This window comes from Nocardioides sp., assembly GCF_030019515.1.
Lineage (GTDB): Bacteria > Actinomycetota > Actinomycetes > Propionibacteriales > Nocardioidaceae > Nocardioides.
In genome coordinates, this window is sequence record NZ_JASEEQ010000003.1 from 285,566 (window position 1) to 300,863 (window position 15,298).

The window sequence follows — 15,298 nt, forward strand, 5'->3', positions numbered from 1 at the left end:
TCCGACCCGCCTACCGGCCGCTCGCGAGGATGGCCGGGCGTACCCAGGCCGGTGCTATGGTCCGGCCATGGCACCGATCTTCGAGGTACGACAGGCGACGGCTGAGCCGTCCCACCTGCCGTCCGGTGCCGCCCTCCTCGCGATCGAGCTGAGCGAGATCGCCCGCGGCATCCGCGGCCTCGACGTCCTGCGTCGCAGCGTCGACCGCGCCCCGCCCGCCTGACGGCAGCTGCACCAACTCAGGTCACCCAGCTCCTCAGGCCAGCGGTCCCGTCCCGACCGGACCGCCGCTTCGGCCTACCCCGGAGACAGGAGTATCCGATGCGGGATCATCCAGGGCTCGTTCACGCAGGACCCAGGCGGTCCGGCTCCGGCGCCGCCGCCCCGGCGGACCCGGGCCAGGCCCTCGAGCGGATCGCGGCCGACCTCGAGGTCGCCGCGACCACTCGCGAGGCGCAGCTGAAGGCGCTGCCTGCGGCCACCACCCCGGTCGCCGTAGCGCACCGGGAGAGCGTCCAGCGGATCCTGGCGGCCATCCGGGCCGCCCAGGCAGAGCTGGCAGAGCTGGCAGCCGGCACGTACGGCAGCTGCCACCGGTGCGGAGGCCGTGCGGACCTCGACCTGGCGCTGTCCCGGCCCTGGTCGCCCCTGTGCGGCCCCTGCGCCCTTCGCTGACGGCCCCCGCCGTCCCACTCACCCGGCCACCACACGCACCACGCCCACCACCCGGGGCCCGCTCGGGCACGGCCCCATCCCTGGGAGGGAATGTCATGAAGTCCGACCTCGTCGCCACCACCACCGACCGCCGAGGACGCCGAGACCGCCGAGACCGCAAGCGGGAACGCCGGGTCAGCGAGCGCCCCGAGTGGTTCGAGCTCGACCTCTTCGCACCGCCGTCGAAGCCCGGATCGCGGTTCGACGACACCGTCGCGCTCCCGATCGACGCACCCCGCCGGCTGGACGCCGTCGCGGCAGCGGCCGGCCTGCGGCTGCGCTCCCTGCCGGAGCCGCACGAGCTGGGGGAGCGCACGATCGCCTACCGGGCGCGGCTGCAGCAGGTGCTGCGCGAGGCCGCCGCAGCCTCGGCCCGGCTGGCCGCCGGCACCTACGGCCGCTGCCTGGAGTGCTCCTCGCCGATCTCGCTCGCCCTGCTGACCCAACGCCCGTGGGCCCCGCGCTGCGTGTACTGCGCACTCGACATCTGACCGGCCCGCGCCACCGACGAACCGAGAGGGGACACCCGATGACCGCCCAGCCCGCCTACGACTTCGAGTCACTGCTGATCGAGGCCGCCGCAACCCGAGACGTGCAGCTGCAGAGCCTTCCCGACGCGCAGGACGACCCCGTCGTCGCCGTCCAGCGGAGCGCGCTGAGGCAGACCCTGGCGGAGATCACCGCGGCCCGCGGCCGGCTCGCGGACGGGACGTTCGGGACCTGCACGGCGTGCAGCCAGGACATCCCGGCCGACCGGCTCGAGTTCCGGCCCTGGGCCGGCACCTGCGTGAGCTGCGTGGGGCGGTGACGGCGATGAGCGGAAGGGGCACCCGGGGCCGCTTGACGGCCGGAGCGACGCGGGCGCTGCGCCCGGGTCCGACCGCTCCGCCGCGCGAGGTGGCCGTCGTCGGTGCCGGCATCGTCGGGCTCAGCGTCGCCTGGTTCCTCCAGGAGCGCGGCGCGACCGTCACGGTGTACGACGCCGACCACGCCGCGAGCGGCGCCTCCTGGGGCAACGCCGGCTGGCTCACGCCGGCGCTCACCGCACCGCTGCCCGAGCCGGACGTCCTCAGGTACGGCCTGGCCTCGGTCCTCAAGCCGTCCTCGCCCGTCTACGTCCCGCCGCGCCTCGACCCGGCCCTGTGGCGGTTCCTCGGCGGGTTCGCCCGGCACTGCACCACCCGGCACTGGCAGAGCGGCATGGCGGCGTACGCACCGGTGAACCGGCTCGCGATCCGGGCCTTCGAGGACCTCGCCGACGCCGAGGCCACGCCGCGCCCGCACCGGGCGAAGCCGTTCGTGGCCGGCTACCGCACCACGAGCGAGGCGTCGGCGCTGCTCCACGAGCTCCGGCGCATCGAGTTGGCGGGCCAGCCGGTCCACTACGACTACCTCACCGGGCCGCAGGTCCAGCAGGCGCAGCCGGGCCTGAGCGCCGAGGTCGGGGCCGCCGTGCTCCTCCACGCGCAGCGCTACATCCACCCGCCGAACTTCGTGCGCGCCTTGGCCCGCTCCGTCATCGAGCGCGGCGGCAAGCTGCGAGAGTTGGTGCGGGTCGAGGAGGTCACCACCGAGCGGAACGCGGCCTGGGTCGTCGACAGCAGCGGGGGCCGGCACCGCCACGACGCCGTGGTCCTCGCCACCGGTGCGAGCCTGAGCCGGCTCGCGCGGCCGTTCGGGGTCACCCGGTGGGTGCAGGCCGGCCGCGGCTACTCGTTCACCGTCACCGGCGATCGGGTCCCCGACGGCCCGGTGTACTTCCCACAGCAGCGGGTCGCCTGCACCCCCCTGCACGAGCCGGTCAACCCGATCGGAGACCCGCCGTACGGCGAGGAGGGCGTCCCGCTGCTCCGGGTCGCCGGGATGATGGAGTTCCGCCGGCCCGACGAGGAGCTCGACCGGCGCCGGATCCGCGCCATCGTGGAGGCGGCCCGTCCCCTGCTCGGCGGCGTCGACCTCGACCACCGCCACGACGAGTGGGTCGGCTCCCGCCCGTGCACCGCCGACGGCCTCCCGCTCATCGGCTCGACCAGCTCGTCCCGGGTCTTCGTGGCCGGCGGGCACGGCATGTGGGGAGTGGCGCTCGGGCCGGTGACCGGGAAGCTCCTCGCCGAGCAGATCACCACCGGCACCGCCCCCGAGGAGCTGCGGCCGTTCGACCCGCTGCGCTGATCCGCGCGGCAGCCGCCGAAACGCACGAGACCCCCACCGCGGTGGGGGTCAGGCGCCTGGAGCTGCGTCCAGTGGCAGGTGAAGGATTCGAACCTTCGAAGGCAAAGCCGACGGATTTACAGTCCGCTCCCATTGGCCGCTCGGGCAACCTGCCGGGATGCTGCGCCGGGGCCGTTTGGCCCAGCGGCAACTTGGCGAAACAATAGCGCAGCCGTCATGGCAGACGAAAACCTCAGCGCCCTCCCTGGGCGCCGCAGACGACAGGAGTGCACCATGGCCGACTCGTCGTTCGACATCGTGAGCAAGATCGACCGTCAGGAGGTCGACAACGCCCTGGGGCAGACGGCCCGCGAGATCGCGACGCGCTTCGACTTCAAGGGCACCGGCGCCACCATCGAGTGGCAGGGCGAGCACGCGATCGAGATCTCTGCCTCGGCCGACGACCGGGCCAACGCGGTGCTCGACGTCTTCAAGACCAAGCTGATCAAGCGCGACGTGAGCCTCAAGGTGCTCGACGCCTCCGAGCCCCGCCCGTCCGGCCAGCAGAGCAAGATCGCCATCGCACTGAAGGAGGGCATCTCCTCGGAGGATGCCAAGAAGGTCTCCAAGCTGATCCGCGACGAGGGCCCCAAGGGCGTGAAGGCGCAGATCCAGGGCGACGAGCTGCGCGTCTCCTCCAAGAAGCGCGACGACCTGCAGGCCGTGATCGCCCTGGTCAAGCAGCAGGACTACGACTTCGCGGTGCAGTTCACCAACTACCGCTGAGCGCGTCGACCCCGCCCGTCCGGGCGCACCCGAGCAGGCCGGGGCTCGGCCCCGGGCCGAGCCTGGGCCGGCGGTGCGCCAGCAACCCACCTACGCCGGCATTCGGTTGCCCCGACACCGCCCGCCCGACCACACCCGACGCCTGCCGCCTCACACGGGTCGCCACCACCGCGGGAACGACGGCGGTACCCGGGGCCGGGGTCACCCACTCCAAGGGCGCCGGTTTGCTCGTCGCCGACATCTGGACCAGTCGACGGATGTGGCATGGCTCACTCATCCACCGAGAGAGACTGGTTCGGTGGCACCGGGCCCACGGCTATCGTGGGAATCCGCGCAACCCGACCGGATTCAACCAAAACTGGAACGTGTTCTAGTTACGGTCGCGGCGCGAGTACGATCGGCGGGGTGCCCGTGGGCCGGTTCTCCCGCCGCGCAAGCGTGAGGCAACCAGGGAAGAACCAGGAAGTAGGCGCGCGCCGTGTCTGTTCAGCAGGGCAAGCAGGTCAAGCAGCTCGACCGGGTGATCATCCGGTTCGCGGGTGACTCCGGGGACGGGATGCAGCTGACCGGTGACCGGTTCACCCAGGAGTCCGCGGTCTTCGGCAACGACCTGGTGACGCTACCCAACTTCCCTGCCGAGATCCGGGCCCCCCAGGGCACGCTGCCGGGCGTCTCGTCGTTCCAGGTGCACTTCGCCGACCACGACATCCTGACCGCCGGCGACGCACCCGACGTGCTGGTGGCGATGAACCCGGCGGCGTTGAAGGCCAACCTGGGCGATCTGCCGAAGGGCGCCGCGATCATCGTCGACACCCACGACTTCACGGCCCGCAACCTGGCCAAGGCGGGGTATGCGACCAACCCCCTCGACGTGTTGGGCGACGTGAACGACCCGCTCGGGGCGTTCGCCGTGCATGCGGTGGACCTGACCGGGATGACGATCGAGGCGGTCAAGGAGTTCGGGCTCTCGCGCAAGGACGCGGCGCGCGCGAAGAACATGTTCGCGCTGGGGCTGCTGTCCTGGATGTACGGGCGGCCCACCGAGCCGACGGTGACGTTCTTGGAGAAGCGGTTCGCGAAGGTCGCCGACATCCGCGACGCGAACATCGCCGCGTTCAAGGCTGGCTGGAACTTCGGCGAGACGACCGAGACGTTCGTCGTGCAGTACGAGATCAAGCCCGCACCGATGGCGCCCGGCACCTACCGCAACATCACCGGCAACCTGGCGCTGGCCTACGGCCTGGTCGCGGGCGGGGTGCAGTCCGGCCTGCCGGTGTTCCTGGGCTCCTACCCGATCACCCCGGCCTCGGACATCCTCCACGAGCTGTCCAAGCACAAGGCGTTCGGAGTGACCACGTTCCAGGCCGAGGACGAGATCGCGGGCGTGGGCGCGGCGATCGGGGCGTCGTTCGCCGGCTCCCTGGCGGTGACCACCACCAGCGGCCCCGGCATCGCGCTGAAGTCCGAGGCGATCGGGCTCGCGGTGATGACCGAGCTGCCGCTGGTCGTCGTCGACGTCCAGCGTGGCGGGCCCTCGACCGGGCTGCCCACCAAGACCGAGCAGGCCGACCTGCTCCAGGCCATGTTCGGGCGCAACGGCGAGGCGCCGCTACCGATCGTGGCGCCCCGCTCACCGGGCGACTGCTTCGACGCCGCCCTGGAGGCGTGCCGGATCGCGGTCACCTACCGCACCCCGGTGATGCTGCTCTCCGACGGCTACCTGGCCAACGGCTCCGAGCCCTGGCGGATCCCCGAGCTGGCCGACCTGCCCACCATCGACCCCAACTTCGCAGCACCGGGCCCGCAAGACCCCGACGGCACGACCTCGGCGTTCCAGCCCTACGCCCGCGACCCCCACACCCTGGCCCGCCCGTGGGCGCCCCCGGGCGTGGCCGGGCTCGAGCACCGCATCGGCGGCCTCGAGAAGGCCGACATCACCGGCAACATCTCCTACGACCCGGCCAACCACGACCTCATGGTCCGCACCCGCCAGGCCAAGGTCGACCGGATCGCCGAGTCGCTGCCGCCGCTCGAGGTCGACGACCCCTCCGCCGAGGATGGGCAGGGCGCCAAGGTCGTCGCCCTGGGCTGGGGCTCGACCTACGGGCCGATCGGCGCCGGCGTACGCCGGGTCCGCAAGGCCGGCTACCGCGTCGCGCAGGTCCACCTGCGCCACCTCAACCCGTTCCCCAAGGACCTCGGCGAGATCCTCGCGCGCTACGACAAGGTGCTGGTCCCCGAGATGAACCTCGGCCAGCTCTCGATGCTGATCCGCGCCAAGTACCTCGTCGACGCCGTCGGCTACAACCAGGTCCGCGGCCTGCCGCTCAAAGCCGCCGAGGTCGCCGAGGCCATCGGTGAGCTGATCTCCCAGGCCGAAGGCATCCAGGTCGACCTGAGCGCCGACGCCACCCCCGCCGCGAGCCCCGACGCGAGCACCGCCGTGTCCACCCAGGAGGCGCTGTCATGACCACCGACCTCAACTTCCCCGGGCTGCGCTCAGGGGTCGAGCTCGTCCCGAACTCCGAGCAGGCCCAGACCGGCAAGGAGTACACCAGCGACCAGGAGGTGCGCTGGTGCCCCGGCTGCGGTGACTACGCGGTGCTCAAGGCGGTCCAGGGGTTCCTGCCCGACCTGGGCCTGCGCCGGGAGAACATCGTGTTCATCTCCGGCATCGGCTGCTCGAGCCGGTTCCCCTACTACCTCGACACCTACGGGATGCACTCCATCCACGGCCGGGCCCCGTCGATCGCCACCGGCATCGCCACCGCGCGAGAAGACCTCTCGGTCTGGGTGGTCACCGGCGACGGCGACGCGCTGTCCATCGGCGGGAACCACCTGATCCACGCGCTGCGCCGCAACGTGAACATGACCATCCTGCTGTTCAACAACCGCATCTACGGGCTCACCAAGGGCCAGTACTCCCCCACCTCCGAGGCCGGCAAGATCACCAAGTCCACGCCGATGGGCTCCCTGGACCACCCCTTCAACCCGGTCTCCCTCGCGCTCGGCGCCGAGGGCAGCTTCGTGGCCCGCACCATCGACTCGGACCGCAAGCACCTCACCGCGGTGCTCTCCGCGGCCGCCGCCCACCGGGGCACCTCGTTCGTGGAGATCTACCAGAACTGCCCGATCTTCAACGACGGCGCCTTCGACGCCCTCAAGAACCCCGACACCAAGGCCGACGCCATCATCCCGCTGGTCCACGGCGAGCCGATCCGGTTCGGCGCCCCCGACAGCAACGGCCTCGGCACCAAGGGCCTGATCCGCGACAGCGAGACCGGCGGCGTCAAGGTCGTCGACCTGGCCGACCTCGGCGACGCGGTCGAGGACCGACTGCTGGTCCACAACGCCTACAACCCCGACCCCACCATGGCGTTCGCGATCTCCCGACTCACCGACTCCGGCTACCTCAACCAGTCCCCGATCGGCATCTTCCGCCAGGTCGAGCGGCCGACCTACGACGACCAGGCCCGCGCCCAGGTCGGCGAGGCCCGCGCCGCCCACCCCGGCGACCGCACCGAGCGCCTGGCCGCCCTGATCGGCGGCGGCGACACCTGGACGGTGGTCTGACCCGCAGCACGATGAGCTGCACGAAGGGTCCCGCCCGAGAGCGGGACCCTTCCGCGTGCCCGAGGCTCAGCGGCGCGTCGCGTAGGTCTTGCAGACGCGCGTCCAGGACCTGGCGTACCCGCCGCAGGCCTGGTCGTAACGCCGCCAGTATCAGTTCCCGCGCTCGGGTGCGAGGACGCGGACCTGCCACCGCTCCTTCAGCCCATGCGTGGGCACCGGCTCGAAGACCTTCCAGGCGCACTCGGCCGACGAGCACTCCTTGTTCTGCATGACGACCGGCCCGTGTCCGGGGTCGACGCGGCCCTTGAAGAAGAGCCTGCCCTCGACGTCACGATCGAGTCGTGCAGGTCGCGGGTCGGCTTCTCCGTCCCGCGCTAGAGCGGCGCGCTCACGACCGGCCGGACGCGGCCGTCGGCCGGCGCCGTAGCCGCCTGGGCCGGGCCACGGCCAGGCCCAGCGCGATCGAGGCGGTCAGCGTGGTCAGGGTCGGACGCATCTGTGGGGTCTCCCTCCGAGAGTTGCGGGCGCTTCTGGCCGGCCTCCGCGCCGGGGACCTGCCCGCGGGCCCGGGCCAGCAAGTCCGTACGCCGCCCTCCTATGCTGTGCGGGTGCCGGAACCGCGTCGTGGGCTTGCGTTCGGGTTCGCGGCCTACGCCATGTGGGGGACGTTCCCGCTCTACTGGCCGTTGCTCGAGCCGGCGGGGGCGGCCGAGATCCTGGCCCACCGCGTGCTCTGGTCCGCCCTCACCATGGGGCTGCTCCTGCTGGCGCTGGGGCGCATGACGCAGCTGCGCGCCGTGCTGCGCGACCGCCGGGTCCGGCTCCTGCTGACCATCGGGGCGGCGGTGATCAGCGTGAACTGGGTGACCTACATCTGGGGCGTCAACAACGACCGGGTCGTCGAGACCTCACTGGGCTACTTCATCAACCCGCTGGTGACGGTGCTGATGGGCGTGGTGGTCCTGAACGAGCGGCTGCGGCCCCTGCAGTGGATGGCGCTCGGGCTCGCCCTCGGAGCGGTGGCGGTCCTGGCCCTCGACTACGGGCGGGTGCCGTGGGTCGCCGTGATCCTGGCCTTCTCGTTCGGCAGCTATGGGTTGTGCAAGAAGACCGCGAACGTCGGCGCAACCGAGAGCCTCGCGTTCGAGACCGCCGTGATCGCCCCGTTCGCCGCCGGCTACGTGGCCTGGCTGGGCTGGACCGGGGGGTCGAACTTCGCCAGCCACGGCGCCGGGCACGCCCTGCTGTTCGCGACGACCGGCATCGTCACCGCCATCCCGCTGATCTGCTTCGGCGCCGCCGCCACCCGGGTGTCGATGGTGAGCCTGGGGCTGCTGCAGTACCTCGCGCCGATCATCCAGTTCGCCCTCGGCGTCCTGTGGTTCCACGAGGACATGCCGGCGGGCCGCTGGGTCGGCTTCGTGCTGGTCTGGATCGCGCTCGTCGTGTTCACCGTCGAGGCGGTCAACCACCGTCGCCGCCAGCTGCGGCTGACCGTCGAGGCCACCACGGCCGCCTGAGCGCCGAGTCGGCCCTCTCAGCCGGGCAAGATGCGCCGAGTCGGCCCTCTCAGCCGGGCAAGATGCGCCGAGTCGGCCCTCTCTGGCGGGCAAGATGCGCCGACTCGACCACCGCGCCCAGTGAGACGCGGCTAGGAGGAGCGGACCGCCACCAGGTCGGCGAACGCCTCCAGCGCGTCGCGGACCGGGCCGGGAGGTACGACGGCCAGATGGGCCTTGGCCTCCTGGGCGCGGGCGGACACGTAGTCGCGCGCCTGCCCGAGGGCCGGGTGGGCACGCAGCAGGCGCAGCGCCTCGGCGTGCCGGTCGTCGTCGGCCAGGTCGCCGTCGAGCAGCTCGAGCAGCCGGGCGTCGGCGGGGTCGGTGGAGGCGCGCGCCATCAGCACCGGCAGGGTGGGCACGCCCTCGCGGAGGTCGGTGCCCGGCGTCTTCCCGGACTCGCCGGAGTCGGAGGCGATGTCGAGGATGTCGTCGGAGAGCTGGAAGGCCGAGCCGACGATCTCGCCGTACGCCGTCAGCGCCTCCTCCACCTCGCGGCTCGCGCCGCCGAACCGGGCGCCGTAGCGTGCGGACGTCGCGATCAGCGAGCCGGTCTTGCCGGCGACGACGTCGAGGTAGTGGGCCAGCGGGTCCTCGCCGGGCCCGGGCTGCACCGTCTCGAGGATCTGGCCCTCGACCAGGCGGGTGAACGTCTGGGCCTGGACGCGGACCGCGTCGGTGCCGAGCTCCGCGGTCAGCTCGGAGGACTTCGAGAACAGGAAGTCGCCGGTGAGGATCGCGACGTGGTTGTCCCAGCGGGCGTTGGCCGAGACCGCGCCGCGGCGCAGCTCTGCCTCGTCCATCACGTCGTCGTGGTACAGCGAGGCGAGGTGGGTGAGCTCCACGACGCAGGCCGCCGTGATCACCTCGTCGGCGTCGGGGTGCTCGCCGGTCTCGGCGGCCAGCAGCACCAGCAGCGGGCGGAACCGCTTGCCGCCGGCCGTCATCAGGTGGCTGGCGGTCTCGCTGACGAAGCCGGCGCGGCTGACGACGTGGCCGGCCAGCGCGACCTCGACCGCGGCCATGCGGTCGCTCAACCGGGAGGCGAGGGCGTCGTCGGTGACGGGGAGGGCCAGTCCGGAGGAAGCTGCGGTCACCTGACGAATTGTCCTGCATTCGCGGCGAGGTCCAACACCGGTCCGGGAACGACACCCAGCACCAGGGTCGCGGCCACGCCGACGAGGATCGTCGCCGAGGTCAGGACCGAGGGCTTGGTGACGGCCGCGACCTCGCCGGGAGCAGTGACGTCGTCGTCCTCGAAGAACATCAGCAGGATCACCCGGACGTAGAAGAACACCGCGATGATGCTGCACAGCACCGCTGCGATGACCACCGGCCAGGCACCCGCCGCCAGGGCGACGGTGAAGACCGCCCACTTGCCGACGAAGCCGGCGGTCAGCGGGATCCCGGCCATCGAGAGCAGGAAGAACGCGAAGACCCCGGCGACCAGGGGCGAGCGGCGCCCGATCCCCCGCCAGCGCACGAACTGGCCGGCCTCGCCGCCCGCGTCGCGCACCAGGGTGACGACCGCGAACGCGCCCACGACCGCGAAGCCGTAGGTGACGAGGTAGAACAGGACCGCCTGCAGCGAGGTCACCTCGCCGTCGGCCAGCTCCGAGGCCTGCTGCACGCCGAGCACGCCGGTGAGCAGGAAGCCGGTGTGGGCCACCGAGGAGTAGGCGAGCATCCGCTTCATGTCCGTCTGGACGATGGCGACCAGCGCGCCCACGAACATCGTGAGGATCGCGATGATCCACAGCATCGGCTGCCAGCTCCACCGGTCGGAGCCGAACGCGACGTAGAACAGGCGGAGCATCGCGCCGAACGCGGCGATCTTCGTGCCGGCGGCCATGAAGGCGGTCACCGCGGTGGGCGCGCCCTGGTAGACATCGGGCGTCCACGCGTGGAAGGGCACCGCGCCGACCTTGAACAGCAGGCCGACGGCGAGCATGCCCATGCCGATCAGCAGCATGGTCTGGTTGCCGACGTCGTCGCGCACGGCCTCGTTGATCTCCGAGAAGCCCATCGAGCCGGAGAAGCCGTAGACCAGCGCGGCGCCGTACAGGAAGAAGCCGGAGGAGAACGCGCCGAGCATGAAGTACTTGAGCGCGGCCTCCTGGCTGAGCAGCCGGCGGCGCCGGGCCAGCCCGCTGAGCAGGTACAGGGGCAGCGAGAGGACCTCGAGGGCGACGAACAGCGTGAGCAGGTCGTTCGCGGCCGCGAACAGCATCATGCCGCCGAGCGCGAACATCATCAGCGGGTAGACCTCGGTCTGCTCCAGGCCCCGGGTCGACGCCTGTCGCTCGGCCTCGGTGCCGGGCAGCGCGGCGGCCTGGCCGGCGAACGCGGACACGCCGCCCTCGAGCCGGCGCTCGGCGAACAGCAGCGCGCCGCCGAGCCCGAAGACCAGCAGCATCCCCCAGATGAACAGTGCCGGGCCGTCGACCGCGATGGTGCCCTCGACGTCGATGGCGCCGCGGGCGGCGCCGTCACCGAGCACGTCCAGGTCGCGGGCCACGAGGATGGTGCCGACCAGGGCGACGACCACGCCGGCGACCGCCAGGCAGGTCTGCACGACGTAGCGGTGGGCACGCGGCACGAACCCCTCCACGAGCACGCCGGCCGCGGCGACGCCGAAGACCACGAGGAGCGGCCAGAGGTCGCCGTACTCGATCGTGGGCTTGATGAAGTCCATCAGTGAGCACCTTCCTCGGCGTGGTCAGCGACCGTCGGGGCCTCGTCGGACACGCCGACGTGCTGCAGCAGGGAGTCGACCGTCGGATTGCTGACGTCGAGCAGCGGCATCGGGTAGAAGCCGAAGAACACCAACGCGACCATCAGCGGCACGACCGCGACCAGCTCACGCCGGTTCAGGTCGGTCATCACCTCGTGACGCTCGTCGCCGGGCAGCGGCGGCCCGGTCATCGTCCGCTGGTAGAGCCAGAGCACGTAGATCGCGGCGAGCACGATGCCCGTGACGGCGATCGCGCCGACCCACCAGTGGTAGTCGAAGGCCGAGATCAGGACGAGGATCTCGGAGACGAACTGGCTCAGGCCGGGCAGGCCGAGCGTGGACAGGCCCGCGACCAGGAACAGCCCGGCCAGCACCGGCGCCTTGGACTCCACGCCGGCGATCTCGCTGATCAGCGACGTGCCCTTGCGCCGGATCAGGTATCCGGCGATCAGGAAGAGCGCCGCGGTGCCCACGCCGTGGTTGACCATGTAGAGGATCGCGCCCGACCCGCCCTGGCTGCTGAACGCGAAGATGCCCAGCGTGATGAAGCCGAAGTGGCTCAGCGAGGTCAGGCCGATCAGGCGCAGGATGTCGTCCTGACCGATGGCCACCAGCGCGCCGTACACGATCGAGACCAGCGCGAGCGCGACCACGACCGGCGTCGCCCACTGCGAGGCCTCGGGGAACAGGCCCAGGCAGAAGCGCAGCATCCCGAAGGTGCCGATCTTGTCGAGGATGCAGACCAGCAGCACGCTGGTGCCCGGCGTCGCCTTCTCGGTCGTGTCGGCGAGCCAGGTGTGCAGCGGGAACAGCGGGGCCTTCACCGCGAACGCCAGCATGAACCCGACGAACAGCCAACGCTCGGTGTTGGTGCCGAGGTCGAGCTGCTGCAGGTCGGAGAGCAGGTAGGAGGGGCTGCCGGCGTCGGCGGAGACGACGTAGAGGCCGACCACCGACGCGAGCAGCACGAGGCCGCCGCCGAGCTGGTACATCAGGAACTTCAGGGCGGCGCGGCCGCGACCGGCCAGGCCGAAGCGGCCGATGAGGAAGTACGCCGGGATCAGCGTCGCCTCGAACATCACGTAGAAGAGGAAGACGTCGGTCGCCGAGAACACCGCGATCGAGAACGACTCCAGGGCCAGCGCCCAGGCCACGAACGCGGCCGGCGAGCGGCCGTCGGCCTCGTTCCAGGACGCGACGAGCACCAGTGGCACCAGGGCCACCGTCATCAGGATGAGCAGCAGCCCGAGGCCGTCGACGCCCAGGGCGTAGTTGACGCCGAACGCCTCGATCCAGGAGTGCGTCTCGGTCAGCTGCATACCGTCGCCGGTGTCGTACTGGACGGCGATGGCGATGCCGACGGCGAGCGTCAGCAGCGAGAACAGCAGCCCGACCTGCTTGGGCAGCGCCGAACCGGGCGCCCTCGGCACGAACGCCGTCACCAGGGCGCCGACCAGCGGCAGCGCCCAGAGGACGGTGAGCCAGGGAAGGTCGTTCATGCGAGATTCACCGCCAGGAGAGCGAGGACGACGATGAGGACGCCGCCGAGGAGGGACAGGGCGTAGGTGCGGACGAAGCCGTTCTGGGCACGTCGGGCGAACCCGGCGAGGGTCCCGAGCGAGACCGGGCCGCCGGTGAAGGTTCCGTCGACGACGTGCTTGTCGATCGTCAGCAGGCCGCCCACCAGGTGCCGGCCGGGATTCACCACCAGGCCGTCGTTGATCTGGTTGCCGTAGAGCTCCTCACGGGCCGCCCGGGTCACGAACGACACGTCCTGCGGAGCGGTGCGCGGCACCTCGCGCCTGCCGAAGAGCAGCCAGGCGACCGCGACGCCGCTGGCGACGACGAGGACGACGATCACGGTGACCGCGAGCGCGGGCAGCGGCGGGTCCTCGTGGGCACCGGTCCCGACGACCGGCGCCAGGAAGTCCTGGATCCAGTCGCCCGCGAGCATCACGCCACCGAGGACGGAGAGTGCCGCGAGGACGACCAGCGGGACCGTCATCACCGAGGGCGACTCGTGCGGGTGCACGTCCTTCTCCCAGCGCCGGTCGTCGCCGAAGAACGTCATCAGCATCATCCGGGTCATGTAGAAGCCGGTGATGCCGGCGCCGATGATCGCGCAGATGCCGACCAGCCAGTTGTCGGCCAGTGCCGTCTCGATGATCTTGTCCTTCGACCAGAAGCCCGAGAAGCCCGGGAACCCGATGATCGCGAGGTAGCCCATCGCGAAGGTCAGGAAGGTCACCGGCATCATCTTGCGCAGCGCGCCGTAGTGGCGCATGTCGACGTCGTCGTTCATGCCGTGCATCACCGAGCCGGCACCGAGGAACATGTTCGCCTTGAAGAAGCCGTGCGTCAGCAGGTGGAAGATCGCGAACGCGTAGCCCGCGGCGCCCAGGCCGGCGCCCAGCATCATGTAGCCGATCTGGCTCATGGTCGACCCGGCCAGGCCCTTCTTGATGTCGTCCTTGGCGCATCCGATCGCCGCACCCCAGAGGATCGAGATCAGCGCGACCACCACGACGGCGGTCTGTGCGTGCGGCGCGGCCTCGAAGATGAAGTTCGACCGGACGATGAGGTACACCCCCGCGGTCACCATCGTCGCAGCGTGGATCAGCGCCGACACCGGTGTCGGACCCTCCATCGCGTCGAGCAGCCAGGCCTGCAGCGGGAACTGGGCGGACTTCGCGCAGGCGCCGAGCAGGAGCAGGAGCCCGAGGATCGTGAGCTGGGTCTCCGAGGCGTTCGCGGCCTTCTCGCTGATCACCGTGAAGCTCGTGGACCCGAAGAGCGCGAAGAACATCATGATCGAGGTCGAGATGCCCATGTCGCCGACCCGGTTGATGACGAAGGCCTTCTTGCCGGCCGCCGCGGCCGACGGCTTGTGCTGCCAGAAGCCGATCAGGAGGTACGACGCGAGGCCGACGCCCTCCCAGCCGAGGAACAGCCCGAGGTAGTTCTCCGAGAGCACCAGCATCAGCATCGCGGCCACGAACAGGTTGAGGTAGCCGAAGAACCGGCGGCGGCGCAGGTCGTGGGCCATATAGCCGATCGAGTAGACGTGGATCAGCGAGCCGACGCCGGTGATCAGCAGCAGGAACAGGGCCGACAGCGGGTCGTAGAGCAGATCCATCCCCACGTCGAGGTGGCCGGTCTGGAACCAGGTGAACACGTGCTGGCTGACCTGCCGGTCGCCCTCGTCACGACCGAGCAGGTCGAAGAACAGGACCAGCGACACGAGGAAGGACCCGATCGGCAGCAGCGTCCCGAGCAGGTGCCCCCACTTGTCGGTGTACCTGCCGCCGACCAGCAGGATCGTGGCCCCGGCGAGCGGCAGCGCGACGACCAGCCACAGCAGGGAGTACACGCCGTCGGCGCTCGCGGCGTTCACCACCGGGATGGCGCCCTCGTTCAATGCGTACATGTGAGCGTGGCTCCTAGTACTTCAGCAGGCTGGCGTCGTCGACCGAGGCCGAGCGACGGGTCCGGAAGATGGTCATGATGATCGCGAGCCCGACGACCACCTCGGCGGCGGCGACGACCATCACGAAGAACGCGGCGATCTGCCCGTCGAGGTTGCCGTGCTGGCGGGCGAAGGCGACCAGCGCGAGGTTCGAGGCGTTGAGCATCAGCTCGACGCACATGAAGACGACGATCGCGTTGCGCCGGATCAGCACGCCGACGCAGCCGATCGTGAACAGGATCCCCGAGAGGACCACGTAGGCCGTCACATCCATTCGGGGTCCCCGACGAAGGGTGAGCGCAGGGAGCGCAGCGA

General features: G+C 71.0%; 14 protein-coding genes and 1 tRNA gene. 9 read left to right on the forward strand and 6 right to left on the reverse strand.

All coding sequences use genetic code 11. The features are described from left to right. Window positions 1–67: 67 nt before the first annotated feature. The 5 genes from QMC84_RS06140 (at window position 68) to QMC84_RS06160 (ending at window position 2,886) form a co-directional block, all read left to right on the forward strand. On the forward strand, window positions 68–223 hold the full coding sequence (locus tag QMC84_RS06140; RefSeq protein WP_300372882.1) for a hypothetical protein: 156 nt from the start codon (window positions 68–70) through the stop codon (window positions 221–223). 98 nt (window positions 224–321) lie between these two features. Beyond that, a complete protein-coding gene (locus QMC84_RS06145; RefSeq protein WP_300372885.1) occupies window positions 322–675 on the forward strand; it encodes a hypothetical protein in 354 nt (117 codons plus the stop codon). Window positions 676–770: 95 nt separating this feature from the next. Next, window positions 771–1,205, forward strand: coding sequence for a TraR/DksA C4-type zinc finger protein (locus tag QMC84_RS06150; protein ID WP_300372888.1), 435 nt, complete (start codon window positions 771–773; stop codon window positions 1,203–1,205). Between the two features lie 38 nt (window positions 1,206–1,243). After that, window positions 1,244–1,522, forward strand: coding sequence for a TraR/DksA C4-type zinc finger protein (locus QMC84_RS06155; protein ID WP_300372891.1), 279 nt, complete (start codon window positions 1,244–1,246; stop codon window positions 1,520–1,522). A gap of 5 nt (window positions 1,523–1,527) precedes the next feature. Then, window positions 1,528–2,886, forward strand: a complete 1,359-nt coding sequence (locus QMC84_RS06160) for an FAD-binding oxidoreductase (RefSeq protein ID WP_300372894.1) — start codon at window positions 1,528–1,530, stop codon at window positions 2,884–2,886. Window positions 2,887–2,958: 72 nt separating this feature from the next. On the opposite strand, the gene QMC84_RS06165 is transcribed toward QMC84_RS06160, so the two are convergent. Continuing rightward, window positions 2,959–3,040, reverse strand: a tRNA-Tyr gene (locus tag QMC84_RS06165). A 119-nt stretch (window positions 3,041–3,159) separates the two neighbouring features. On the opposite strand from QMC84_RS06165, the gene QMC84_RS06170 reads away from it, so the two are divergent. The 4 genes from QMC84_RS06170 to rarD all read left to right on the forward strand — a co-directional run bounded on the left by QMC84_RS06170 (window position 3,160) and on the right by rarD (window position 8,744). Further along, the gene (locus tag QMC84_RS06170; protein ID WP_300372897.1) at window positions 3,160–3,651 is read left to right on the forward strand and encodes a YajQ family cyclic di-GMP-binding protein; all 492 of its coding nucleotides are present in this window, start codon (window positions 3,160–3,162) and stop codon (window positions 3,649–3,651) included. A gap of 478 nt (window positions 3,652–4,129) precedes the next feature. Next, window positions 4,130–6,121 (forward strand): 2-oxoacid:acceptor oxidoreductase subunit alpha, encoded by a 1,992-nt coding sequence (locus tag QMC84_RS06175; RefSeq protein ID WP_300372899.1) that lies wholly within the window; start codon window positions 4,130–4,132, stop codon window positions 6,119–6,121. Next, on the forward strand, window positions 6,118–7,224 hold the full coding sequence (locus QMC84_RS06180) for a 2-oxoacid:ferredoxin oxidoreductase subunit beta (protein ID WP_300372901.1): 1,107 nt from the start codon (window positions 6,118–6,120) through the stop codon (window positions 7,222–7,224). The genes QMC84_RS06175 and QMC84_RS06180 overlap by 4 nt, the downstream gene beginning before the upstream one ends. Before the next feature lie 608 nt (window positions 7,225–7,832). Then, window positions 7,833–8,744 (forward strand): EamA family transporter RarD, encoded by a 912-nt coding sequence (rarD, locus tag QMC84_RS06185; RefSeq protein ID WP_300372904.1) that lies wholly within the window; start codon window positions 7,833–7,835, stop codon window positions 8,742–8,744. A 131-nt stretch (window positions 8,745–8,875) separates the two neighbouring features. Here the strand turns inward: rarD and QMC84_RS06190 are convergent, their stop codons facing one another. Genes QMC84_RS06190 through nuoK form a run of 5 tightly spaced genes read right to left on the reverse strand, consistent with a single transcriptional unit; the run spans window position 8,876 to window position 15,257 of the window. Further along, the gene (locus tag QMC84_RS06190; protein WP_300372906.1) at window positions 8,876–9,880 is read right to left on the reverse strand and encodes a polyprenyl synthetase family protein; all 1,005 of its coding nucleotides are present in this window, start codon (window positions 9,878–9,880) and stop codon (window positions 8,876–8,878) included. Continuing rightward, complete coding sequence (gene nuoN, locus QMC84_RS06195; RefSeq protein ID WP_300372909.1) at window positions 9,877–11,478, reverse strand: NADH-quinone oxidoreductase subunit NuoN; 1,602 nt, start codon at window positions 11,476–11,478, stop codon at window positions 9,877–9,879. The genes QMC84_RS06190 and nuoN overlap by 4 nt, the downstream gene beginning before the upstream one ends. Further along, a complete protein-coding gene (locus QMC84_RS06200; RefSeq protein WP_300372911.1) occupies window positions 11,478–13,016 on the reverse strand; it encodes an NADH-quinone oxidoreductase subunit M in 1,539 nt (512 codons plus the stop codon). Before QMC84_RS06200 ends, nuoN begins: the two co-directional genes overlap by 1 nt. Continuing rightward, window positions 13,013–14,944, reverse strand: a complete 1,932-nt coding sequence (gene nuoL / locus QMC84_RS06205; RefSeq protein ID WP_300372914.1) for an NADH-quinone oxidoreductase subunit L — start codon at window positions 14,942–14,944, stop codon at window positions 13,013–13,015. Before nuoL ends, QMC84_RS06200 begins: the two co-directional genes overlap by 4 nt. Window positions 14,945–14,957: 13 nt before the next feature. Further along, window positions 14,958–15,257, reverse strand: a complete 300-nt coding sequence (nuoK, locus tag QMC84_RS06210; protein WP_300372916.1) for an NADH-quinone oxidoreductase subunit NuoK — start codon at window positions 15,255–15,257, stop codon at window positions 14,958–14,960. Between the last annotated feature and the right edge of the window lie 41 nt (window positions 15,258–15,298).

Bases quoted from the DNA above. Each gene is read 5' to 3' on its own strand.
- nuoL (WP_300372914.1), bottom strand. From the start codon at position 14,944: ATGTACGCATTGAACGAGGGCGCCATCCCGGTGGTGAACGCCGCGAGC.
- QMC84_RS06160 (WP_300372894.1), top strand. From the start codon at position 1,528: ATGAGCGGAAGGGGCACCCGGGGCCGCTTGACGGCCGGAGCGACGCGG.
- QMC84_RS06150 (WP_300372888.1), top strand. From the start codon at position 771: ATGAAGTCCGACCTCGTCGCCACCACCACCGACCGCCGAGGACGCCGA.
- QMC84_RS06170 (WP_300372897.1), top strand. From the start codon at position 3,160: ATGGCCGACTCGTCGTTCGACATCGTGAGCAAGATCGACCGTCAGGAG.
- QMC84_RS06155 (WP_300372891.1), top strand. From the start codon at position 1,244: ATGACCGCCCAGCCCGCCTACGACTTCGAGTCACTGCTGATCGAGGCC.
- QMC84_RS06145 (WP_300372885.1), top strand. From the start codon at position 322: ATGCGGGATCATCCAGGGCTCGTTCACGCAGGACCCAGGCGGTCCGGC.
- QMC84_RS06140 (WP_300372882.1), top strand. From the start codon at position 68: ATGGCACCGATCTTCGAGGTACGACAGGCGACGGCTGAGCCGTCCCAC.
- QMC84_RS06180 (WP_300372901.1), top strand. From the start codon at position 6,118: ATGACCACCGACCTCAACTTCCCCGGGCTGCGCTCAGGGGTCGAGCTC.
- nuoN (WP_300372909.1), bottom strand. From the start codon at position 11,478: ATGGACTTCATCAAGCCCACGATCGAGTACGGCGACCTCTGGCCGCTC.
- QMC84_RS06200 (WP_300372911.1), bottom strand. From the start codon at position 13,016: ATGAACGACCTTCCCTGGCTCACCGTCCTCTGGGCGCTGCCGCTGGTC.
- nuoK (WP_300372916.1), bottom strand. From the start codon at position 15,257: ATGGATGTGACGGCCTACGTGGTCCTCTCGGGGATCCTGTTCACGATC.